We start from the raw sequence: 21938 nt of genomic DNA on the forward strand, positions 1-21938 counted from the left end.
ACAATCGGGTCAGGACAGCAGTTGCGGGCCGAAGATCATCAACACGAGCGACGCGAGCATCGTCAGCCCGACGCCGGTGGTGATGGTCCGGACGACCCGCGCGGGGTCGCCGACGGGGAGCCGCGACACCACCGCCTCGGTGGACGTCTGCAGGATGCGGCCGCCGTCGAGCGGGTAGCCCGGGATGCAGTTGAACAGGCCGAGCTGGAGGTTCACCCACGCGGCCCAGAAGAGGACGTTCGCGAGGATGAACACCCCGTCGCCGAGCGGGGCGAGCGGCCCCTGGACGACGTAGAAGTTCGTCACCGCGGGGGTGAACCCCGGGAAGTTGGGAATGCCGAGGACGACGGAGGCGAGCGGGAGGACGAGCGCGACGTAGACGAGGCTGAGCGGCGAGTCGGTCAGCCCGGCGAACGGCGAGGCCGCCCCCGGACCGCCGTCGCCGCCGAGGAGTTCGAGGTAGGCGCCCGCCGGGTAGTTTCGCACCCCGAAGTCGGTGATCAGCAGGCCGCTCGTCCCGGGGAAGATGTCGACGCCGAGGAACCCGCGGCCGTCGCGGGGGTTCTCTCCGAGGCGGACGTCGTACGTCCGGAACTCGCCGTCGACGTACGCCCGGACGGGGACCCGGTCGCCCGGATCGTACTCGTCGAGGACGCGCGACAGGGAGTCCGAGGAGGTGACGCGCTGGCCGTCGATCCCGGTGACGATCAGGCTGGTGTTGGTCGGCGCGGTGCTGGTGTTGGCCATGGGGCCGTCGGGGGCGACGCGCGTGACGTAGGCGCCGACGGGGACGACGGCGTCGCCGGCGGTGGTTTCGAGGCGGGCGAAGGTGCGGTTCGCCGTCGCCGCCCGGAACTCGCCGCGGGTGTGGACCGGCGTGCCGTTGACGGCCGTCACCCGGATGGGGTCGCTCCCTGGCTCGACGCTGATGTTCGCGGGGTTGCCCGCGACGCTCCCGACGACGACGAGCGAGCGCTCGACGCGAACCGTCCGTTCGCCGTCGAGTTCGACCGAGACGGTGCGGTTCTCGGCGGCGAGGAGGGCGGCGTCGAGGTCGCCCTCGCTGCCGACAGCGGTCCCGGCGACGCCCGTGATGCGGTCACCGTTTTCGACGCCCGCCGTCGCCGCGGGCGACCCCTCGTAGGCGCCGTCGACGGCGACGCCGGGGGCGACGCCGACGGCGCCGATGACGGGACCGAACAGGAGGGCGAAGGCGACGGCCGTCAGCACGAAGTTGTTGGTGACGCCGGCCGCGAACATCCGGGTGCGGCCGCCGCGGTCGGCCTCGCGCTGGCTCTCCTCGTCGGGTTCGACGAACGCGCCGACGGGGAGGACGGCGAGAAAGACAACGCCCATGGATTCGATGTCGATGTCCTCGACCCGGCAGAGCAGGCCGTGGCCGCCCTCGTGGACGACGAGGCCGAGCAGGAGGCCGAAGACGATTTCGGGCGCCACGGCCAGGGGGAGGAAGTCGTTGACGCCGGGGACGACGAGGAAGTTCTGTGGCTGGTTGACCGCCGACGGCGCCGGCGGGTTCCGGAGGATGGTCACCGCCTGAAAGACCAGGAGGACGAACATTCCGGCCATGATGACGAGGGCGACGCCGACGCCGACGTTGCTGTACGCGCGCCAGAACCGCTTGGGGCGGGCGAGGCGGGTGAGGAGGGCGCGGCCACGGCGGGTGTGGATCGTCGCGATGGGTCCCTGGAGACGGATCGCGTCCGGGAGATACCCCCGGATCTGGAGCGCCTTCGCACCGAGGGAGTAGACGAGGACGCCGACGAGCACCCACAGCAGCGTGTTCATCGATCCGAGGGAGGGTCCCGACGGGGAAAGGCGTTCGGATACCTGGGCGAAACCCGCCCGACTTTTAGCCGCTGGGGTCCAAGAGTCGAGCATGACACGGTTCGACGCCGCCGACGCCGCCGGGCGACGCAAACTGTTCGCGGAGGCGGTTCTCGCCCACCGGAATCGCGGCAGCCCGTTTCTCACCGTCGAGGTCGACCCGGCGGACGCGCCCGGTGTCGACGACGACGACGACGAGGACGAGGACGAGGGCGAGGCGCCGATCCCCTGGATCCAGTTCGCGGAGGAGACGTTCAACCTCGACTGCACCGAGGCGGAACTCGGCCGCCTGAAGGACCTCCTCTCGGAGTTCCCGGAGTTCCGCATCGAGCGGATCGAACGCCCCGACGAGGCCGAGGGCGCGAACGTTCGGGTGACCGCCCGCTCGGACGCCAGCCGTCTCGGCCAGTTCCTCGACCGCGCGCTACAGGCCACCTACGACCTGGACGACGACTACCGAGCGTGGGTGACGGAGCTATGAGCGACGCCCTCCTCGCTCGCCCCCTGATCCCGGTCGCGAGCGAAGGCGACGCGAGCGCGACCTGTCGGGCGGCGTTTCCCCGCATCGCCGCCGCGGGCGGCCGCCCGCTGGTCGTCCACGTCGTCGAGAAGGCCGGCGGCGCCCCGGACAAGGCGAGCGTCGAGCAGCGGGAGGCGGTCGCCGAGGCGGCCTTCGCCGCCGCCCGCGACTGCGCTGCCGAGTACGACCTCGAGGTCGAGACCGACGTCATCTACGGCACCGACGTGGGCGAGGCGATCATCGAGGCGGCGAACGCCGTCGACGCCAGCGCCGTCGTCTTCCAGCCCCGCGGCGGGTCGTGGTGGCTGGACCTCCTGACCGGCGACGTGCGCGAGACGCTGGTCACGAAGGCCGACCGACCGGTCGTGGTGTTGCCGGACGCCGAGGACGCGGCGGCGACCGGAGCCGGCGCCGAGGACGCGGACGCGAACGCGAACGCGGAGGACGACCAGTGAGCGACGAGGAACTCGCGAAGGACCTCGGGCCGCTGGCGGCGCTGACCATCGGCGTCGGGACGATGATCGGCGCGGGCATCTTCGTGTTGCCCCGGACCGCGATCAGTCAGGCGGGCTCGTTCGCCGTCGTCGCGTTCGTCCTCGGCGGCGGTATCGCGCTGCTGACGGCGTTCTCCGCGAGCGAACTCGGGACGGCGATGCCGAAATCCGGCGGCGCGTACTACTACGTCAACCACGCGCTCGGGCCGCTGTTCGGCTCCGTCGCGGGGTGGGCCAACTGGCTCGGCCTCGCCTTCGCCTCCGCGTTCTACATGGTCGGCTTCGGGCAGTACATCCAGCAGATATTCGGGCTCACGGGGACGGTCGGGTTCGGGCCGATAGCGCTCGATCCGGTGAAGATCATCGCCCTCGTCGGCGCCGTGTTGTTCATCGCGATCAACTACGTCGGTGCGAAAGAGACCGGGCGCCTCCAGAACATCATCGTCATCGTCCTCGTGGGCATCCTCGCCGTCTTCACCGCCTACGGCGCGCTCCGAGCCGATCCGGCGAACCTGCCGCCGCCGGCGACGTTCACGGACACGATGGCCGTGACCGGCATCATCTTCGTCTCCTATCTCGGCTTCGTCCAGATCACGAGCGTCGCCGAGGAGATCAAGAACCCGGGCGTCAACCTGCCGCGGGCGGTCATCGGGAGCGTCCTGCTCGTGACGCTCATCTACGCGCTCGTGCTGGTGACGATGGCCGCGGCGGTGGAGCAGGGGTTCATCAACGCCCTACCGAGCGAACGGATCGCCGTCGTCGAGGTGGCGCGCCTCCTCCTCGGCCCGGCGGGCGCCGTCGCCATGCTGCTCGGGGGGCTGCTGGCCACCGCCTCCAGCGCCAACGCCTCCATCCTCGCGTCCTCGCGCATCAACTTCGCGATGGGACGGGACGGCATCGTCAGCGAATCGCTGAACGAGATCCACCCCCGGTTCGCGACACCCTACCGTGCCATCGCCATCACCGGCGCCCTGATCGTCCTCTTCATCGCCGCGGGGACCGTCGAGACGCTGGCGGCGATGGGCAGCGTCCTCCACCTGGTCATCTACGCCCTCCTCAACGTCGCCTTGATCGTGATGCGCGAAGCCGACCCCTCGGACTACGATCCGGACTACACGATTCCGCTCTACCCGGTCGTCCCGATCCTCGGCGCGCTCACGGCACTCGGGCTGATCGTCTTCATCGCGCCGCTCGTGATCGCACTGAGTGCCGCCCTCGTCGCCGGCGCCATCGTCTGGTACTTCGGCTACGCCCGCTCCCGCGCCACCAAGCAGGGCGTGCTCTCGGAGTACATCCTCGACCGCGCGGATCGGATGCCCGACGCCGCGGTCGACGCCGCGACGAGCGTCCAGCCCGACGGCGGCGAGTATCGGGTGATGGTGCCGCTCGCCAACCCCGAACACGAGCGGGATCTGATCGAACTCGCGAGCACCGTCGCCAAGGAACGCGGGGGCACGGTCGTCGCCACCCACATCATCACGGTGCCGGATCAGACGGCGCTGGAGCGGGCGAAGGGCCGCTCCGACGAAATCGACGAAACCTCGAAACACCTGCTCGACCGGGCGCGCGAGGACGCCGAGACCTTCGGCGTCGAGGTGGAGACCCACACCATCCTCTCGCATCGCTCCTACGAAGCCATCTTCGACGCGGCACACACCCACGACGCCGACCTCGTGGTGATGGGCTGGAGTCCCGGCGCCCACGGCGCCCCCGGCCGCGTCGAGGGGACGATGGACGAACTCGTCCGCTCCCTGCCCTGCGACATGCTGGTGTTGAACGACCGCGGGTTCGATCCCTCGCGGATCGTCGTCCCCACTGCGGGCGGTCCCGACTCCGAACTCGCCGCGGAGGTGGCGGCACTCCTCCGTCTCACCAACGACGCCGAGGTGCGGGTCCTCCACGTCGCCGACGACGTGGCCGAAGGCGAGGCGTTCCTCGAGGGCTGGGCGGCCGAACACGGCCTGGAAGGCGCCGAACTCGTCGTCCGCTCCGGCGACGTGGAGGCCGCCATCGAGGCCGAAACCGACGACGCGACCATGCTCATCATCGGCGCGACCGAACGCGGCCTGCTCTCCCGACTGGTGCGGGGGACGCTCGTCCTCGACGTGGTGAACGACGTGGACTGTTCGGTCCTGCTGGCCGAGCGAAAACGGGATCGGGGGCTGCTCGAACGGCTGTTCGGCTAGCGGCAACCTGACGGTTTTTATTTCTCGGCCGCCCGGTAGCGGGTATGAACGCGGCCGCCGACACGGACGCCGACGGGGACGCCAGCGCCGTCACCGGCCCCCCGGACGGCATGGTCGACGCCCGAGAGGAACTGACGCCCATGCTGCGTCAGTACTTCGAGTGCTGTGCCGACTACGAGGACGCCCTCCTCCTCTTCCAGAACGGCGACTTCTATCAGACCTACTGCGACGCCGCGGAGGAGGTGGCGCGCGTGTGCGAACTCACGCTCACTCGCCGGGAGGACAGCACCGGCTCCTACCCGATGGCTGGCATCCCCGTCGACAACGCCGCCACCTACGTCGAGCGGTTGCTCGACGCGGGCTACCGGGTCGCCGTCGCGGAACAGGTGGAGACGCCCGAGGAGGCGTCGGGACTCGTCGACCGCGCGGTGACGCAGGTGGTGACGCCGGGGACGGTCCTCGACGACGAACTCCTGGGGACGGGGACCACGAACTACGTCGCCGCGGTGGTGCGCGAGGGGGCGACCCGGGCCGTCGCCGCCGTCGACGCCTCGACGGGCGACTGTCTGGTGACGAGCGTCGACGACGAAACGGGGCTGACCGCGGAACTCGACCGCCTCGCGCCCGCCGAGTTGCTCGTCGGCCCCGACGCGTCGGTCGACCGCGAGGCGCTGTCGGTCGACCCGATGGTCACCGACCACGAGGCCGCGGGGATGGACGTCGAGGCGGCGACGGCCCGGCTGGAACCGTACGTCTCCCGTCCGGAGGCGGCCGTCGAGTCCGCCGCCGAGCGTCGGGCCTGCGGTGCCGTCCTCGGCTACGCGGAGTGGACGCAGGGAGACGACGGACCGCTGGAGTACGTCACCCGGATCCGGCGGTACGACCCACGGGACGCCCTCGGCCTCGACGCGACGGCGATCCGCAGCCTCGAACTGTTCGAGAACCGCGGCGCCGGCGCGAGCGAGACGCTGTTCTCCGTCGTCGACGGGACGGCCTGCGCGCTCGGCCGCCGCGAACTCGACGGCTGGCTCCGCCGACCGCTCGTCGACCGCGAGCGGATCGAGGCGCGACACGAGGCGGTGGCCGAACTCGCCGACGAGGCGCTCACCCGCGAGACCGTCCGGGAGGCCCTGCACGAGGTGTACGACCTCGAACGCCTCGCCGGCCGCGTCTCCCGCGGCCGGGCGAACGCCCGCGACCTCCGGTCGCTCGCGACGACGCTCGACGCCGTGCCGGCCGTCGTCGACGCCCTGGACGGCGCCGAGGCGCCCCGCCTGCGGGACCTCCGGGAGCGGATCGACCCCCTCGACGACACTCGGGATCTGATCGAGCGGGCGATCCGTCCCGATCCGCCCGTCGAGGTGACCGAGGGCGGCGTGATTCGCGAGGGGTTCGACGACGAACTCGACGAGTTGCGGGCGACCGAACGGGAGGGACGGGAGTGGGTGGCCGACCTCGAGGCGAAAGAGCGGGAGCGAACCGGGATCCAGTCGCTTTCGGTCGGACACAACCAGGTCCACGGCTACTACATCGAGGTGACCGACCCCAACCTGGACCGGGTGCCCGAGAACTACACCCGGCGCCAGACCCTGAAGAACGCCGAGCGGTTCTACACGCCCGAGCTGAAGCGCCGCGAGGACGAGATCATCGGCGCCGCCGAACGGGCCGACGCCCTGGAGTACGAGCGCTTCCGGGAGGTTCGGGAGACGGTCGCCGCGGAGACGGACCGCCTCCAGGCGCTCGCGGACGCGCTCGCGGAACTCGACGCGCTGGGGGCGCTGGCGACCGTCGCCGTCGAGCGGGACTACGCGCGGCCGACCTTCCACGACGGGGGAATCGACATCGAGGCGGGCCGGCACCCGGTCGTCGAGGCGACCCAGGAGCGGTTCGTCCCCAACGACGCCGCCCTGCCGCCGGGGAGCGTGACGCTCGTGACGGGGCCGAACATGAGCGGCAAGTCGACGTACATGCGGCAGGTGGCGCTGATCGTCGTCCTGGCACAGGCGGGCGGGTTCGTCCCGGCCGACGAGGCCCGCCTGCCCGTGATCGACCGGGTGTTCACCCGGGTCGGCGCGAGCGACGACATCGCTGGCGGGCAGTCGACGTTCATGCGCGAGATGGTCGAACTCACCGAGATCCTGCACGAGGCGACCGACGACTCCCTGATCCTGCTCGACGAGGTGGGCCGCGGGACCAGCACCGCGGACGGCCGGGCCATCGCCCGCGCCACGGCCGAGTTCGTCCACGACGAGGTGGGCGCGACGACGCTCTTTGCCACGCATTATCACGACCTGACGGAGTTGGCCGACGAGCGCGACCGGGTGCGGAACCTGCACTTCGCCGCCGAACGCGACGGCGACGACGTCACCTTCCTCCACCGGGTCGCCGAGGGCCCGGCCTCGTCGTCCTACGGCGTCGAGGTGGCACTGATGGCCGGCGTCCCCGACCCGGTAGTCGAGCGGGCGCGTGCCCTCGTCGACGGCGGGGCGGACGACGACGAACGGGGAACCCAGGTGACCCTGTCGGGCGTCGGCGGAGTGGCCGAGAACGGTGCGCAGGCGGGCGACGGGACCGGCGCGCGGGCGGGCGACGGGACCGGCACGACGGCCGCCGAACGTGACGGGGCGGCACGCGACGCCGCGGGGGTCGATCCGAGCGTCGCGGCCGCCCTCCGCGACGCCGACCTCGCCACGACGACGCCCATCGAGGCGCTGAACCTGCTCGCTGACCTGAAAGAGCGGGTCGGGGAGCCATGAGGCGACTGGACCGGGAGACGGTCGACCGCATCGCCGCCGGCGAGGTGGTGACGCGGCCGGCGCGCGTCGTCGAGGAACTCGTCGAGAACGCGCTGGACGCGGGCGCCGAGCGGATCGAAATCGAGGTGTCGGGCGGGGGGACAGAGCGGATCCGCGTCGCCGACGACGGCCGCGGGATGAGCCGAGAGGAGGCCGAACTCGCCGTCGAGCGGCACACGACGAGCAAACTCCCCGAGGGGGAGTTGGAGGCGGTCGAGACGCTCGGCTTCCGGGGGGAGGCGCTCGCCAGCATCGCGGACGTGGCGACGCTCTCGCTGACGACCAACGACGGCGGGCCGCGGGCGACGCGGGTGCGGGTCGCGGACGGCGAGGTGACCGTCGACGCCACCGGCCGGGGCCGGGGGACGACCGTCGAGGTGACGGACCTGTTCCACAACCGCCCGGCACGCCGGGAGTCGCTGGCCGCGCCGGCGACCGAGTTCGAGCGGATCAGCGACCGCGTCGCCGCGTACGCCCTCCTCAGGCCCGCGGTGGCCACGAGCCTCGACCACGACGACCGGCGGACCTTCGCCACGCCCGGGTCGGGGTCGTTCGCGGACGCCGCGCTGTCGGTCTACGGGCGGGAAGTGGCCCGCGAGAGCGCGACCCTCGACGCCGAGGCGGGCGTCGACGTCGGCGGGGCGGACGACGCGACGGTGAGCGTCCGGGGGCTGCTGGCCTACCCCTCGATCACCCGCGCGTCGGCCGATCACGTCCGCCTCGCGGTCAACGGGCGCCCGGTCGCGATGCCGGACCTGCGCCGCGCGGTCGAACGGGGGTACGGCTCGCTCCTCGCCGGCGACCGCCACCCCGTCGCCGCGCTGTCGGTGTCGCTGCCGGCGCGGGCGGTCGATCCGAACGTCCACCCGACGAAAGAGCGGGTGGCGCTCCGCGGGGGCGACGCCGTGGCCGACGCGGTCGAGGACGCGGTGGCCGACGCGCTCTCGACGGCCGACCTCCGTCGGTCGGCCGAGGTGGCGATGGACCTGGACGCCGCGCTCGATCCGGTCGAGTCGGCGCCGTCGGCGCTCGGCGACGTGGACGTCATCGGCCGGTTCCGCGACTGCTACCTGCTCTGTGCCGCCGACGACGAGTTGCTGGTGATCGACCAGCACGCCGCCCACGAGCGGATCAACTACGAGCGCCTGCGCGAGGCGGTCGAGTCGGAGGCGGTGCCCTCGAAGCCCCTCGATCCGCCGGCGACGCTGTCGCTCGCGCCCGACGAGGCCGCCGCCGTCGAGGCTCACGCCGACGAACTCGCGGCACTCGGGTTCGACGCCGCGCCGTTCGGCGGCGGGACCGTCCGCGTGCGCGCCGTCCCGGCGCCGTTCGGCCGGGTGGCCGCCCCCGAGTCGCTCCGGGACGCGCTCGACGCCCTCCGCGACGGCGCCGACGCCGAGGGCCGGGACGCGCTCCTCGCGGACCTGGCCTGTCACCCGTCGCTGAAGGCGGGCGACGACGCGAGCGACGACGAGGCGGCGGCCCTCGTCTCCCGCCTCGGCGCCTGCGACCGGCCGTTCGCCTGCCCGCACGGCCGGCCGACGGTGCTCGCCATCGGGGCGGAACACCTCGCCCGCGGGTTCGACCGGCACCCGCGGCGCGGGTGAGCGTCGGCGGTCGGAACGCGACGCGCCAGCGAGGTTCAGTGATCGTGGTCGTGGTCGTGGTCGCTGGCGTGCCCCCCGTCGCCGGCGACGAGGGCGTCCGAGTCGCCGTCGATCATGTCCATGTTCTTGAGGTTGTCGCGCTCCTCGAAGTCCTCGACGGCGTCGAGGACGTCCTCCTGGGTGAGCGTCGTTCGCTCCTCGGTGAGCGCCTCCAGCACCGCCTCCCGGAGCACCATCCGGAGGTCGCTCCCGGTGAGGCCCTCGGTGCGCTCGGCGACGGCCTCGGGGTCGAACTCGGCGATGTCCATGCGCCGGGTGATGACGTCGAGGATGTCGGCGCGCATGTCGCGGTCGGGCTTGGGGAAGTTGACGATCTCGTCGAAGCGTCGCCACGCCGCGGCGTCGAGTTGGTCGGGATGGTTCGTCGCGCCGATCAGGAGCACCTCGTCCCGGATGAGGCTGATGTCGTCGATGCTCTTGAGTAGCGTGTTGACCGCCCGCTTGAGCGCGGCGTGTTCGTCCGAGCGGCGGGTCTTGGCCACCGAGTCGAACTCGTCGATGAAGAGGATACACGGCGAGAGCCGCTTGGCCACCTCGAAGGTCTTCTCGACGTTTTTCGCCGTCTCGCCGAGGTACTGGCTGGTGATCATCGACAGCTTCACCTCGACGAAGGGGAGGCCGAGTTCGTGAGCCAGCGCCCGCGAGGCGGTCGTCTTGCCGGTCCCCGGCGGGCCGACGAAGAGGAGCTTGCCGATCTCGCGGAGGCCGATCTCGGCCAGATACTCCCGGTGTTCGATGGCCTTGACGATCTTCTGGATCTCGCCCTCCTGGTCCTCGGTGAGCACGAGGTCGTCGAGGGTCATCTCGATCTCCTCTGGCGCGCGCACCTGCACGAGATCCAGCATCTCGCCGTCCTCGTCCTCGTCGAAGTAGGCGTCGAGGAGGCTGTCGATCCACACCCGGTCGGCGTGGATCGGGCGGGTCTGCTCGCGGGCCTCGGCGAGCGTCACGTCCACGTCGTCGCGGTCGGCGACGGCGGACGCGAGCGTCGGGTTGGTCGCCAGTCGCTCGCGGTCGGCGCGCTCGACCACCCAGTCGACGGCCATCTCCGGTTGGGTGAGCGAGATGCGCCCCGAGAAGTTCTCCTGTTCGGTAAAGAGCAGGTCGGCGACGGCGTCCCAGGGGTGTTCGACCCCGGTCGCCTGTCGAGCGGTGGTCTCGGTGACGACGAGCGGTCGCTCGATCCCGCCGGCGGGCGCCTCGTCGTCGCCCTCGTCGTCGTCCGCGTCCTCGTCGGCCCAGAACACCCGCCGGTACCGCGGCGGCAGGTCGTTCTCGTCGAGGCTCCGGTCGTTCGTATAGACGTGGGCAGTCAGGAGAAACTCCACGACTTCGAGAGCCGGGTCGGTCATCCCTATCCCGTTCTCGTGGCAGCCGTTTAAGGTCGTCGGATCGCACAACGGCATCGACGCGGCGTGGGACGGCGGTTCGCGCGCTCGCCACCGGTCCCGGTGGCACGGGCGCGCGCCGGCCCGTCCGGGGGTGTGGCGGATCGCGACGCCCGACGGTACCGCGGTCGTGCCCCCAGGGCGGTCGAGGGTTAGCCGTCCACGCCGCCGTCGCCGTGGTGGGGTCGGCCGGCCTCCGTCGGGTCGCCGGGCGATCCCGACACGGGGGACGAGCCCTCGTCGTCGGGGTGGGCGAAGGCGAGCGCCTTCCTGACGGACTCGGCGTCGCCGATGAACGTGATGCGGTCGCCGCGTTCGAGCGTGCAGTCGCCGTCCGGGACGATGGTCTGCCCGTCGCGGGACACCAGCGCGATGAGACACCGCGGGGGGAGCTGTGGGCCGATCTCCGCGATGGTCTTGTCGACGAGTTCCTCGGAGGTCACCTCGATCTCCTGCACTTCGCCCTCGTGACCGATCTCGCTCATCCAGTTGACGAGCGACGGCCGCTCGATGTAGTCGTCGAAGGCCATCGCCGTCGCGTCGACGGCGGAGATGGCCCGCACTCCGAGGTCCTCGAACGCGTCGACGTTGTCGGGGTTGTTCACCCGCGCGAGGATGGTCTCCGGGGAGAACTTCGAGTCCGCCAACTGGGCGACCAGCAGGTTCACGTCGTCGTTGCCGGTGGTCGTGGCGACGATTTTGGCGTTCTCCGCCCCGGCGGCGCGCAACACCTCCGTGTCGGTCCCGTCGCCGTGGTGGACGGTCAACCCCTCGTTTCTGGACTTCTCCACGTTGTTCGCGTCCTCTTCGATGAGGACGACGTTCTCTCCGCGGTCTTCGAGGCGTCGGGCGAGGGTCCGGCCCACGTTCCCGGCGCCGATGATGATTACACGCATGGGTATGACGTCGAGGAATTCGGCGATCTGTCTGGCGAGTCCGGCCTCCAGGGCGACCGTCAGGAAGATGACGAGGAAGACGGTGCCGACGAGGACGCTCGCGGCCTCGGGCATCCCCTGAGTGCGGAACTCGACGGCAAAGAGCGTCGCGACCGACGCGGGGATGATCCCCCGCGGACCGACGAAGCTCATGAAGAGTCGCTCCTCGCGGGTGAACCGGTCGCCCTGGGTGCAGAGGAACACGAGCAGCGGACGGATGACGAGTGCGACCAAGGCCGCGACGACCAGGCCGCCCACGCCAAGACCGAGCAGGTACTCGAACTGGAGCAGCGCCGCGAGCGCGATGAAGACGAAGGAGAGGACGATCAGCGTCACGTCGCCCTTGAAGTCCGTGATCTCGTCCTCGTAGGGGACGTCCACGTTGCCGAGGACGATGCCCGCGGTGGCGACGGCGGCGATGCCGGCCTCGGTGGCGACGGCGTCGGCGGCCCCGTAGGCGACGAGCGCCCCGCCGAGGACGAGCAGTCGGGCGTTCTGTGGCGCGTTGCCCGGCGAGAGGTCGACGTACTTGAGCGCGTAGAACACGACGGCCGCGACGGCGAGGCCGACGACGATGCCGGTCCCGAGTCGCTGGGTGAAGAGGACGAACAGTTCGCTCGGGGCGTGTACGTCCTCCATGATCGCCTCGAAGATGACGACCGCGAGGATGGCGGCCGTCACGTCGTTGACGATCCCCTCGGTTTCGAGGGCGGCGCCGACGCGGTTCCGCACCGGCACCACCTCGAGGATGGGGGTGATGACGGTCGGTCCGGTGGCGACCAGCAACGCGCCGATCAGCGCGGCGACCATCCACCCCGTTCCGAGCGCGTAGTGGACGGCGAGCATGGTCCCGACGAGCGCGATGGCCGCCCCGAGCGTCACCAGTTTGAACGTCGCCGCGGGCGCTTCGCGCAGGCGGTCGATCCGCAGGTGGAAGGCCCCCTCGAAGACGATGATCGCCACCGAGAGGCCGACGATGGCCGGGAGCGCGTTGCCGAAGGAGTCGGGGCCGACGACGCCGAGCACCTCCGGACCGAGGATGACCCCGGAGGCGAGCAGGAAGACGACGCTCGGGATCTGGAACCGGTCCGAGAGCAACTGTGCGACGACGCCGACCCCGATGAGGGCCGCGATCAGCGTGATCAGTCCACCGCCTCCAGCGGCCATGGGGACACCTCCATCGTGTCCCCGTCGATGTGTGCGATAACGATAAAACCAGTCCTTTCGGCGCCGGTTTATCCGTCAAAAACCGCCCGACCCGACGTCGTTCCGGTGGATAATCCGACGAACGGTCACTCGCCTCGCTGGTCGAGGTAGCCGAGGACGCCCCGCGCGTTGAGGCGGTACTCGGCCCGCGTCTTGCGGGCGCCCCAGGGCGCTATCGGGTCGGCCGTCTCCGCGAAGTACTCGACGACGGCCTCGTCGTCGTCGAGTTCCGCCCGCTTCTCGCGGACCCGCTCGACCCACGCCGAGAGGGTCTCGGCGTACTCGTCCATCAGTTCGGGGGAGAAGGCGGCGTCGCCGAAGTGGCCGAAGCAGATCCGCCCGGGGTTTCGCTCGGCGATGGTCGCCGCGTCGTCGAGGCAGGTCTCCAGGTCGAAGTTGACGGGCGGCGAGGTGGGAAAGAGGTCGCCGGTCCCGCCCGGTCGGATGCCGCCGGCGTCGCCGGAGAAGAGGACGTCGTCGTCCCGGTCGTGGAAGACCACCTGGTGCGGGGCGTGGCCGGGTGCGTGGATCACGTCGACGACCCGGTCGCCCAGGTCGACGGCGTCGCCGTCCGCGAGCGCCTCGATCCGGTCGTCCGGCACCGGTTCCGGGTCGACGTAGTACTGCCACTGGTCGCCGACGGCGGCCTTCGTCCCCGCGACGAGTCTGGAGGGATCGATCAGGTGGCGGACGCCGATCTCGTGGGTGAGCACCGTCGCCTCGGGGAACTCCTCGAGCAGGAGGCCCGCGCCGCCGGCGTGATCGAGGTGGACGTGGGTCGTCAGCACGTAGGCGAGGTCGTCGATCCCGAGGTCGTCAAGGGCGTCGATCACGAGGTCGACGTTCGTCCCCAGTCCGGGGTCGATCACGGCCGGTCGCTCGGCGTCGACGAGGTAGACGGACCCGTAGCCGGGGACGTCGTAGGCGCCGACGTCGACGTAGTGGGTGTCGGTACTGGGGACGGCGGTGAGGTCGCCGATGGCCATGGGCGAAGGCCGTCGGCGGCGGTGAAAAGCGTTCTGTCGGCGCGTCCCGACACGGTTTTGTCTCGTCCCCGAGAAGTGCGGGCAAATGCTCAGCAGGCAGTACCTCCGGGAACACCCGGACGTGGTGCGCCGGACCCTCGAAGACCGGGGGATGGCCGACGACGTGGACCTGGATCGACTCCTGGAGATCGACGAGGAGTGGCGCTCGCTCAAGAGCGAAGGGGACGACCTGCGACACGAGCGCAACCAGGTGAGCGACCGGATCGGTCGCCTGAAAGCCGAGGGGAAAGACGAGGAGGCCGAGGAGGCCATCGAGCGCTCCCAGGAACTCAAGGCGCGTCTGGAGGACGTCGAGGACCGCGCCGACGACCTGGAGGCCGAACTGGAGGCGGGGCTCATGGAGATTCCGAACGTCCCCCACGACGACGTGCCCGTCGGCGAGGACGAGAGCGACAACGTCGAGGACCGACGCCACGGCTTCGACGACCTCCGCGACCTGCCCGAGACGGTCACGCCCCACTACGACCTGGGCGAGGACCTCGACGTCATCGACGAGGCCCGCGCCGCCAAGACGACCGGCGCCGGCTTCTACTTCCTGAAGGGCGACGGCGCGCGCCTCGAACACGCCCTGATCCAGTTCATGATGGACGTCCACCGCGAACAGGACTACGTCGACCTGTTCCCGCCGATTCCGGTCAACTCCACGTCGATGGAGGGGACCGGTCAGTTGCCGAAGTTCGCGGACGACGCCTACCGCCTCGGCGGGTCGGAGACGGAGGACTACGACGAGGACGACCTCTGGCTCTGTCCCACCGCGGAGGTGCCCGTCACCAACATGTACGCCGACGACATCCTCCTCCGGGAGGACCTCCCGCTGAAGCATCAGGCCTACACCCCGAACTTCCGGCGCGAGGCGGGCGAACACGGCACCGAGACCCGTGGCATCGTCCGCGTCCACCAGTTCAACAAGGTGGAACTCGTCAACTTCGTCGAGCCGTCGGAGAGCTACGAGCGACTGGAGGGACTGGTCGACGAGTCCGAGGAGGTACTCCGGCGTCTCGGCCTCCCCTACCGGGTCCTGACGCTCTGTACCGGCGACCTGACGTTCGCGTCCGCGAAGACCTACGACATCGAGGTGTGGGCGCCGGGCACCGACGCCGAGGACGGCCCCGAACGGGGCGGTCGGTGGCTCGAAGTCTCCAGCGCCTCGAACTTCGAGGACTTCCAGGCCCGGCGGGCCGGCATCCGCTACCGTCCGGAGCGCCACGAGTCGGCGGAGTACCTCCACACCCTCAACGCCTCCGGGACGGCGGTGGGCCGCGTGATGGTCGCCATCCTCGAGTACTACCAGAACGAGGACGGCACCGTCACCGTCCCCGAGGCGCTCCGTCCGTACATGGGCGGCCGGGAGGTCATCGAGGGACACGAGAAGGTGGGGGAGAGCGCCGTCGGCGCGGGCGAGCGGGACTGAACGCGGCGGACGTGGAGAGAGCGTCCAGCCCGCGTCGACGGCGGTCGCCGTCGGCGCGGGCGAACGGGACTGACCGTCGGCGAACGGCTCCGAAGTTCGCGTTGTCCCGACCGGTATCGACTCCATAATTATGTCACTCGGCCGAGTAGCGTCGGCCACCATGCCGGACCTCCCCGACGACGACCCGACCAGCACCGTCGCCGACGACTACTTCGAGCAGACGTACGCGGTGAGCGCGAGCGAGGCGGGGGCGTTCCTGATCGACCTGGGCGAACTCCTGCGGGCGGGCGAGGACGTGACCCTCGACGGCGACGACTGGGAACTCCCCTTCGCCTACCGCGAACCGGTCGAACTGGAGATCGAGTACGTCGGCGGGTCGGAGCCGGAACTGGAGATCGAACTCGAACTGACGAGCGTCGCCGGGGACGAGGACCCGCCCTCGCTCGGCTAGTCGGTGTACGTGGTCAGCGACTCGATCCGTTCGTCCGCGACTCGGAAGACGTCGACGAAGCCGAACAGGTCCTCGTCGTCCGCCCGGAGGCGTCCGCGCGCGAACACCGTCTCCGGGCCGACACACACCTCGTCGAGGACGTGTTCGGTGTCGGTGCGCGGCCGGTCGTCGCGCATGAACGCCACGAACCGCTCCCGACCGTCGAGCGTCCGGTCCGGTCGCCGGTGGACGAACGCCGGATCGAGGAGGCCGGCGAGGCGGTCGTACGCCCCAGCGTCGATCGCGTCGTAGTACCCCGTCACCGTGTCGCGCCGGTCCATACCGTCACTTCGGCGGGACCCCCGTAACCCTTTGTCGGTGCGCCCCCGACCGACTGCCGGTCGCGAGGGACGGGACCGTCCGGGCGAAGCACCGGATAGTGACAACAGTTTAACACCCTCGACGCGTCGACACGGGCATGAGCGACGAACCGACGACGGTGGCCGTGGCCTGTCAGGGCGGCGGCAGCCACACGGCCTTCACGGCGGGTGCCCTCCGACGATATCTCGCGGCGTCGGACTCGGCGTACGACTTCGTCGCCTTCACCGGCACGTCCGGCGGCGCGCTCTGTGCACTGACGGCGTGGTACGGGCTCCGAACCGCGGACGCCGCGGCCGCGCGGGCCGGCCTCCGTGACCTCTGGGCCGACATCGAGGTGCGCGGGCCGCTCGACGCCGCCGTCAACTTCGGCGTCGTGAACACGGGCCGCCTCCTCGACTCCGGGTTCCCGATGCCGCAGGTCGGCCCGGCGTACAACCCGGGCGCTCGGCTGGCGAAGCGGCGCCTCCGGCGCGCCATCGAGGCGCAGGTCGATCCGGCGGTCCTCGCCGACCTCGTCGCCGAGGGCGGGGACGGGGCGCCGCCGCCCAAACTCCTCGTGAGCGCCGTCGACGCGACCGACGGGACGTTCGAGATCTTCACCGACCGGCCGTCGGAGCCGACTCCGGACGGGGCCGACGACCCGGTCGCGTCGTGGATCGAGGAGCGGCCAAAACCCCTCTCGGTCGACGCCGTCCTCGCGTCCGCGTCGGTGCCGACGGTGTTCGAGGGGGTGCGGATGCGGGACGAACCGGACGGCCCGGTCCACGAGTACTGGGACGGGCTGTTCTCGCAGAACCCCCCGATCCGGAACCTCCTCGGCGGACCGGACCGCGCGGCCCGGAAGCCGGACGAGATCTGGCTGATCCGCATCAACCCCCGCGTCCGGCGGGACGGCCTCTCGACGCTGGCCGAAATCGCCGACCGGCGCAACGAACTGGCGGGCAGCCTCTCGCTGGCACAGGAACTCCACTTCGTCGACCGGGTCAACGACTGGATCGACGACGGCGTCCTGCCCCGGGAGCGCTACAAGCCCGTCACCGTCCGCGAACTCGAACTGGACGAGGACCGCCTCGACGGCGAGCGACCCCTCCGGACGGCGTCCAAACTCGACCGTCGGTCGGGCTTCATCGAGGACCTGCTCGCCCTCGGGGAGCGACAGGCCGACGACTTCCTCGCCGACCCCGACGCCCACCGGCTGCTGGGGCCGGCGTAGCCGACGACGGCAACCCCTTTATTCGGCGACCGCCTGCCACCGCCCGTGGACCTGCACGTGCGCTACGCGGGCGACGACGACCCCGAGAAGTGTACGGCCCGCAAGCTCGCCCGGTTCGACCTGGCCGACCTGCACCGCTCGGACCGGGCGACGCCGTACGGGGTGGTGCTCAACCCACACGCGGAGCGGGCGCTCTCGCCCGCCGACGCGCCCGGGACCGAGCGGCTCGTCGCCCTCGATTGCTCGTGGGAGTCCGCGGGCGAGGCGCGCTTCTCCCTGCCCGGCGACCACCGGGCGCTCCCCTACCTGGTCGCCGCCAATCCCGTCAACTTCGGCCGGCCGATGGAGTTGACGACGGTGGAGGCGCTGGCGGCGGCGCTCGTCATCCTCGGCGACCGCCCGCACGCCGAGCGGATCCTCGCGAAGTTCACGTGGGGCGGGACGTTCCTCGAACTCAACGACGAGCCCCTGCGGCGCTACGCCGACTGTGCGGACTCCGCGGAGGTCGTGGCGGTCCAGGGCGAGTATCTGGACCGCGGCGACGGGTAGCGCCCGGGGCGCCCTCGACGGTGGCGGGCTGGGCCGCGGACGGGCGAAGGATTGATGGCCGGTCGCGCCGGGCACAGGGACGTGCGGTCCCAGCGACTCCTCCCGGTGGCCGCCGCCGTCGCCGGCGCCGCGGCCATCGGCGTCGGCGTCCACCAGGGACTCGTCCACGTCGCCCCCGGCTACGAGGGGACGATAGTGACCGGCTGGGGGCGGACGCTCAACCACGAGGAGCGGCTGCTCGCGTGGCTGGGCGCCCTCGGCGTGGCCGGTGCCGTCGGCTCGCTCCGGTGGCGACGGCTCGCCGTCCTGCCGGCGGCGACGGGCGGCGTCGTCCTGTGTTACGCGCTCCGGGCCGTGGCGACCTACGCCCTCGATCCGGGCCTCTACGTGGAGGTTTCTGCGTCCGGTGGCCCCACAAGATTCGTCCTCGGCGCCGAGCCGTTCCTGCTCGTCGCGGGCGGGGCGTTGCTCGTCGTCGCCGCCGTCCGCGGCTGGCGGGCGACGGCGGACGGGACGACCGACGGCGACGCCCCGCCCACCCCGTCGTCCCGAGACCGGACGTGAGGGTCCGCGGCGGTCGCCGCCGCGAACGGACGGCCTTTTACCCGCGGGTACCGAAGGCCCGGCAATGATTTTCGAAGGCCTCCCGACCACGCCCCGGTCGGAGGAACTCGTCGACAAAGCCTTCTCGCGGGCCGCCCGCTCCGGGCGTGCGAAGTCGGGGCTGGAGGCCCAGCAGTCGATGCTGCAGACGGCGGGCAACATCCTCTCGGACAACCTGGAGAACGTGGTGACGGAGTGGCCGGACTTCGGCGTCGTCGACCCCTTCTACCGGGAACTCGCCGACGCCGTCCTGCGGCGGGAGATCGGGTCGCGGACGGCCGAGGACGGCACCGAACAGGTCGGACTGGACGCCCTCCGCGCCAGCCTCTCGGAGGTGACGTGGGCGAGTCGCCAGGTCGAGGAGATCCAGCGGGAGTACAACGCGAAGCTCCGGAAGACGGACCCGGAGACGGCACGCAAGCACCGCAAGCAGGCGTTCGCGCGGATGGCCGACGTGGTCGAGGAGGTGGCCGACGACCTCCGGCGGGTGGGCGACGCCCGGAACGCGCTCCGTGACCTGCCGGACGTCCGCCCCGACGAACCGGCCATCGTCGTCGCCGGCTACCCCAACGTCGGCAAGTCGTCGTTCGTGAACGCGGTCACCCGCGCCGACAACGAGATCGCCCGGTATCCGTTCACCACCCGCGGGGTGCAGATCGGTCACTTCGAGCGGGACCACATCCGCTATCAGATCATCGACACCCCGGGGCTGCTGGACCGCCCCGAGGCGGAGCGAAACGACATCGAGAGCCAGGCGGTGAGCGCGCTCGCCCACCTCGCCGACGCCGTCGTGTTCGTCGTCGACGCCAGCGAGGAGTGTGGCTACCCGCTCGACGCCCAGCTCGCCCTGCGCGATGCGGTCGTCGATCGGTTCGACGCCCCCGTCCTGACGATCTGTAACAAGAGCGACCGCTCGACGGACGTGGACGCCGACGCCTACATGAGCGTGAGCGAGGGGGAGAACGTCGACGCGGTCCTCGATCTGGCGGTCGAGACGGTCGACTGGGAGCCGGATCTGCCCTCCCGCTAGGCGGCCGCGTACGTCACGTCGACGGTGGCCGTCACCGTCACCGGCGCGGGCTGGAAGGTCGTCTCGCTGCCGGCGGCCGCGTCCTCGAACCGGGCGACGGGGAAGGGACCGAACTCCGCGCCGGTGGTCGCGTGCGTCACGCCGGTCACCGAGAGGTCCGCGGCGGTCGCGATGCCGTCGGCGTCGGTGCGCGCGGCGCCCATCGCGCGGTCGAGCGCCGTCGACCGAAGTTCGGCGCGGCGCTCGTCGCTGAGGGTGAACTGGACGCCGTCGACGGTCGTCGCACCGGCACCGACGGCGACGTCGACGACCGAACCCGCGTTCGCGGGCGCCGTCTCGACGGCCAGCGAGTGGACCGCGCGGTAGCCGCGCAGTTCCCGTTCGCCGTCGAGGTAGTCGTAGACGGGCGCGATGCCGAACGACGTCGTCGTCACGTTCGCGTCGGGGACGCCCGCGTCCGCGAGCGCCGACCGCACGCTGGTCACGTCCCGCGCGACGGCCTCGCGGGCGTCGGCGGCGCCGTCCGCGGTCACCTCGACGCCGAGGCTCACGACCGCCAGGTCCGCCTCGGCGCTCGCCGTGCCCGTGGCCGACACCGAGATGGTCGATCCGTCACCGCTCGCGTCCGCCGTCCCCGACTGGAGGGGACCGGCACAGCCGGCGAGGAGGACGACGAGGGCGAGCGCCGCGGGGAACAAACGTTTCATACCCCTCACACGACGCCGGAGGACAAAAACTACTCCGTCGCCCCGAGGTGACACGGTTCACGGTCGGTTCGGGGGCGGTCAGGTGGCGACGGGCGTCGACGGCGAGGTCCGGCGCGTCGCGTGACCCGGGAGGGCCGCCTCGGCGGGGGCGACGGGCGCGGCGCGTGCCGCCCCCTCAGCGCCCGCCGCCGCGTTCGCCCGTTCGACGACCACGTATTGGACTTCGACGGTCACGGGGCGGTCGGGGCGGAAGGGCGTCTCGGCGATGGGGGCGATGCGCTCCGCGAGGCGTTCGGCGAGCGCCGGCGTGTCGGTCCCGGGCGGGTGGCCGACGACGACGGTCACCCGCTCCGGTCGGGTGAATGGGAACGTCTCCTCGTAGGAGATCGCGAGCGAGAGGCGTTCGAGGTCCTCGTGGTCGTCGAGGACGGCGTCGACGGTCGCTCGCGTCTCCTCCTCGAACGTCGCGGTGCGGTAGGTGCTGTACGTGACCCCCGCGAGCAGCGTCGAGAGGACGAGCAGCGCGGCCCCGAGCGCGGCGATGCGTTTCAGCGTCGCGGCCCGCGCCTCCTCGGAGCGGAGCCAGCCCTTCGGGCGGTAGCCCGTCGCCCACAGCACCGCGAGCGCGGCGAAGTTGATCGACAGGAAGTTGACGAGGACGAGGACGAGGGCGCCGGAGACGGTGCGGGGCGATCCCCACGCGAGGCCGATGCCCACGACGGCGGTGGGCGGCACGAGCGCCGCGGCGATCATGACGCCGACCAGCGCGGTGGAGACGCCGGTCGAGAGCGAGAGCGCCCCCGCGGCGCCCGCCCCCAGCGCGATGACGAGGGAGAGGACGTCCGGAACGAGGCGTTCGCGCACCTCGTCGATGGCGAACACCTCGGCCGTCTCGAGGGGAACGACGTGGGCCGTTCGCAACAGGAGGGCGAAGGCCGCGGCCGCGAGGACGGCCAGCACGCCCCCCACGACCTGCTGTTTCACGCCCCGGAGGAGCAGGTCGCGGTCGTCGACCACGGACCCGGTGCTGGTCGCCATCGCCGGGCCGATCAGCGGGGCGATGACCATCGACCCGACGACGACGGCCGCCGAGTCGAGCAGCAACCCGGCGGTGGCGACCACCGCGCTCACCGTCGTCATCACGACGAACGTGCGCCAGTTCGGCGCCAGCGACCGCGCCCGGGCGGCGAGTTCCTCCCGGGCGATCCGGTCGCCGTTCTCCTCGCCCGCCTCGTAGCGCTCCACGAGGTCGTCGAACCGTCGCGAGATCACCGTCTCGGCGTTCAGGACGACCGTGTAGGCCTCCCGATCCAGCCCCGCCTCGCGGAGGCGTTCGAGGACCGGTTCGACCGCCGCCTGCGGGAGCGGGAAGGTGACCGCCGCGGTGTACTCGCGGTTGCTGGTCTCCTCCGCCACCACGTAGTCGATGCCCTCGTCGTCGAGGGTGCGCAGGATGGCGTCGCGCTTCCCCGGGGGGACCATCACCTGAACGAGTCGCACGGGAACATGTCCATCCCCCGTCGGCATATAGC

The 21938-nt window shown here is 71.4% G+C and carries 18 protein-coding genes; 11 read left to right on the top strand and 7 right to left on the bottom strand.

Annotated elements, in window-relative coordinates:
• Positions 1-9: 9 nt before the first annotated feature.
• Positions 10-1806: a site-2 protease family protein gene (locus tag NBT67_RS11250; RefSeq protein WP_251341810.1), complete on the bottom strand. Its 1797-nt coding sequence runs from the start codon at positions 1804-1806 to the stop codon at positions 10-12.
• A gap of 91 nt (positions 1807-1897) precedes the next feature.
• On the opposite strand from NBT67_RS11250, the gene NBT67_RS11255 reads away from it, so the two are divergent.
• The 5 genes from NBT67_RS11255 to mutL are packed head-to-tail and all read left to right on the top strand — an operon-like array spanning position 1898 to position 9447.
• On the top strand, positions 1898-2326 hold the full coding sequence (locus NBT67_RS11255) for a DUF7975 family protein (RefSeq protein WP_251341811.1): 429 nt from the start codon (positions 1898-1900) through the stop codon (positions 2324-2326).
• Entirely contained in the window at positions 2323-2820 is a 498-nt protein-coding gene (locus NBT67_RS11260; protein ID WP_251344374.1) for a universal stress protein, read from the top strand. Before NBT67_RS11255 ends, NBT67_RS11260 begins: the two co-directional genes overlap by 4 nt.
• Positions 2817-5045: an amino acid permease gene (locus tag NBT67_RS11265; protein WP_251341812.1), complete on the top strand. Its 2229-nt coding sequence runs from the start codon at positions 2817-2819 to the stop codon at positions 5043-5045. The genes NBT67_RS11260 and NBT67_RS11265 overlap by 4 nt, the downstream gene beginning before the upstream one ends.
• Before the next feature lie 44 nt (positions 5046-5089).
• On the top strand, positions 5090-7801 hold the full coding sequence (mutS, locus tag NBT67_RS11270; protein WP_251341813.1) for a DNA mismatch repair protein MutS: 2712 nt from the start codon (positions 5090-5092) through the stop codon (positions 7799-7801).
• Positions 7798-9447: a DNA mismatch repair endonuclease MutL gene (mutL, locus tag NBT67_RS11275; RefSeq protein ID WP_251341814.1), complete on the top strand. Its 1650-nt coding sequence runs from the start codon at positions 7798-7800 to the stop codon at positions 9445-9447. The genes mutS and mutL overlap by 4 nt, the downstream gene beginning before the upstream one ends.
• Before the next feature lie 35 nt (positions 9448-9482).
• Here mutL and NBT67_RS11280 read toward each other — a convergent pair whose 3' ends face one another.
• The 3 genes from NBT67_RS11280 to NBT67_RS11290 all read right to left on the bottom strand — a co-directional run bounded on the left by NBT67_RS11280 (position 9483) and on the right by NBT67_RS11290 (position 14022).
• Positions 9483-10859, bottom strand: coding sequence for an ATP-binding protein (locus NBT67_RS11280; protein WP_251341815.1), 1377 nt, complete (start codon positions 10857-10859; stop codon positions 9483-9485).
• 188 nt (positions 10860-11047) lie between these two features.
• On the bottom strand, positions 11048-12997 hold the full coding sequence (locus NBT67_RS11285; RefSeq protein WP_251341816.1) for a cation:proton antiporter domain-containing protein: 1950 nt from the start codon (positions 12995-12997) through the stop codon (positions 11048-11050).
• Between the two features lie 125 nt (positions 12998-13122).
• The gene (locus NBT67_RS11290; protein WP_251341817.1) at positions 13123-14022 is read right to left on the bottom strand and encodes an MBL fold metallo-hydrolase; all 900 of its coding nucleotides are present in this window, start codon (positions 14020-14022) and stop codon (positions 13123-13125) included.
• Between the two features lie 85 nt (positions 14023-14107).
• Here NBT67_RS11290 and serS point away from each other — a divergent pair, with 85 nt between their 5' ends.
• Both serS and NBT67_RS11300 read left to right on the top strand, forming a co-directional pair.
• On the top strand, positions 14108-15493 hold the full coding sequence (serS, locus tag NBT67_RS11295) for a serine--tRNA ligase (RefSeq protein ID WP_251341818.1): 1386 nt from the start codon (positions 14108-14110) through the stop codon (positions 15491-15493).
• A gap of 160 nt (positions 15494-15653) precedes the next feature.
• On the top strand, positions 15654-15944 hold the full coding sequence (locus NBT67_RS11300) for an amphi-Trp domain-containing protein (protein WP_251341819.1): 291 nt from the start codon (positions 15654-15656) through the stop codon (positions 15942-15944).
• Here the strand turns inward: NBT67_RS11300 and NBT67_RS11305 are convergent.
• The gene (locus NBT67_RS11305; RefSeq protein ID WP_251341820.1) at positions 15941-16264 is read right to left on the bottom strand and encodes a nuclear transport factor 2 family protein; all 324 of its coding nucleotides are present in this window, start codon (positions 16262-16264) and stop codon (positions 15941-15943) included. The genes NBT67_RS11300 and NBT67_RS11305 overlap by 4 nt on opposite strands.
• Positions 16265-16401: 137 nt before the next feature.
• Between NBT67_RS11305 and NBT67_RS11310 the strand changes: the two genes are divergently transcribed.
• The 4 genes from NBT67_RS11310 (at position 16402) to NBT67_RS11325 (ending at position 19699) form a co-directional block, all read left to right on the top strand.
• Positions 16402-17517, top strand: coding sequence for a patatin-like phospholipase family protein (locus NBT67_RS11310; protein ID WP_251341821.1), 1116 nt, complete (start codon positions 16402-16404; stop codon positions 17515-17517).
• Between the two features lie 45 nt (positions 17518-17562).
• A complete protein-coding gene (locus NBT67_RS11315) occupies positions 17563-18066 on the top strand; it encodes a DUF367 family protein (protein ID WP_251341822.1) in 504 nt (167 codons plus the stop codon).
• A gap of 54 nt (positions 18067-18120) precedes the next feature.
• Entirely contained in the window at positions 18121-18630 is a 510-nt protein-coding gene (locus tag NBT67_RS11320) for a hypothetical protein (protein WP_251341823.1), read from the top strand.
• Between the two features lie 64 nt (positions 18631-18694).
• Positions 18695-19699: an NOG1 family protein gene (locus NBT67_RS11325; protein ID WP_251341824.1), complete on the top strand. Its 1005-nt coding sequence runs from the start codon at positions 18695-18697 to the stop codon at positions 19697-19699.
• Here NBT67_RS11325 and NBT67_RS11330 read toward each other — a convergent pair.
• Complete coding sequence (locus tag NBT67_RS11330) at positions 19696-20406, bottom strand: SIMPL domain-containing protein (RefSeq protein ID WP_251341825.1); 711 nt, start codon at positions 20404-20406, stop codon at positions 19696-19698. The genes NBT67_RS11325 and NBT67_RS11330 overlap by 4 nt on opposite strands.
• 78 nt (positions 20407-20484) lie before the next feature.
• Complete coding sequence (locus tag NBT67_RS11335) at positions 20485-21906, bottom strand: TIGR00341 family protein (RefSeq protein WP_251341826.1); 1422 nt, start codon at positions 21904-21906, stop codon at positions 20485-20487.
• Between the last annotated feature and the right edge of the window lie 32 nt (positions 21907-21938).

Origin of the sequence: Haloplanus sp. GDY1 (assembly GCF_023703775.1) — an archaeon.
Taxonomy (GTDB): Archaea; Halobacteriota; Halobacteria; order Halobacteriales; family Haloferacaceae; genus Haloplanus; species Haloplanus halophilus.

Coding starts and splice junctions, on each gene's coding strand:
- NBT67_RS11290 (WP_251341817.1), bottom strand. CDS start 14,022: ATGGCCATCGGCGACCTCACCGCCGTCCCCAGTACCGACACCCACTAC.
- NBT67_RS11255 (WP_251341811.1), top strand. CDS start 1,898: ATGACACGGTTCGACGCCGCCGACGCCGCCGGGCGACGCAAACTGTTC.
- mutL (WP_251341814.1), top strand. CDS start 7,798: ATGAGGCGACTGGACCGGGAGACGGTCGACCGCATCGCCGCCGGCGAG.
- NBT67_RS11310 (WP_251341821.1), top strand. CDS start 16,402: ATGAGCGACGAACCGACGACGGTGGCCGTGGCCTGTCAGGGCGGCGGC.
- NBT67_RS11305 (WP_251341820.1), bottom strand. CDS start 16,264: ATGGACCGGCGCGACACGGTGACGGGGTACTACGACGCGATCGACGCT.
- serS (WP_251341818.1), top strand. CDS start 14,108: ATGCTCAGCAGGCAGTACCTCCGGGAACACCCGGACGTGGTGCGCCGG.
- NBT67_RS11260 (WP_251344374.1), top strand. CDS start 2,323: ATGAGCGACGCCCTCCTCGCTCGCCCCCTGATCCCGGTCGCGAGCGAA.
- NBT67_RS11250 (WP_251341810.1), bottom strand. CDS start 1,806: ATGAACACGCTGCTGTGGGTGCTCGTCGGCGTCCTCGTCTACTCCCTC.
- NBT67_RS11325 (WP_251341824.1), top strand. CDS start 18,695: ATGATTTTCGAAGGCCTCCCGACCACGCCCCGGTCGGAGGAACTCGTC.
- NBT67_RS11280 (WP_251341815.1), bottom strand. CDS start 10,859: ATGACCGACCCGGCTCTCGAAGTCGTGGAGTTTCTCCTGACTGCCCAC.
- NBT67_RS11320 (WP_251341823.1), top strand. CDS start 18,121: ATGGCCGGTCGCGCCGGGCACAGGGACGTGCGGTCCCAGCGACTCCTC.
- mutS (WP_251341813.1), top strand. CDS start 5,090: ATGAACGCGGCCGCCGACACGGACGCCGACGGGGACGCCAGCGCCGTC.
- NBT67_RS11300 (WP_251341819.1), top strand. CDS start 15,654: ATGCCGGACCTCCCCGACGACGACCCGACCAGCACCGTCGCCGACGAC.
- NBT67_RS11285 (WP_251341816.1), bottom strand. CDS start 12,997: ATGGCCGCTGGAGGCGGTGGACTGATCACGCTGATCGCGGCCCTCATC.
- NBT67_RS11330 (WP_251341825.1), bottom strand. CDS start 20,406: ATGAAACGTTTGTTCCCCGCGGCGCTCGCCCTCGTCGTCCTCCTCGCC.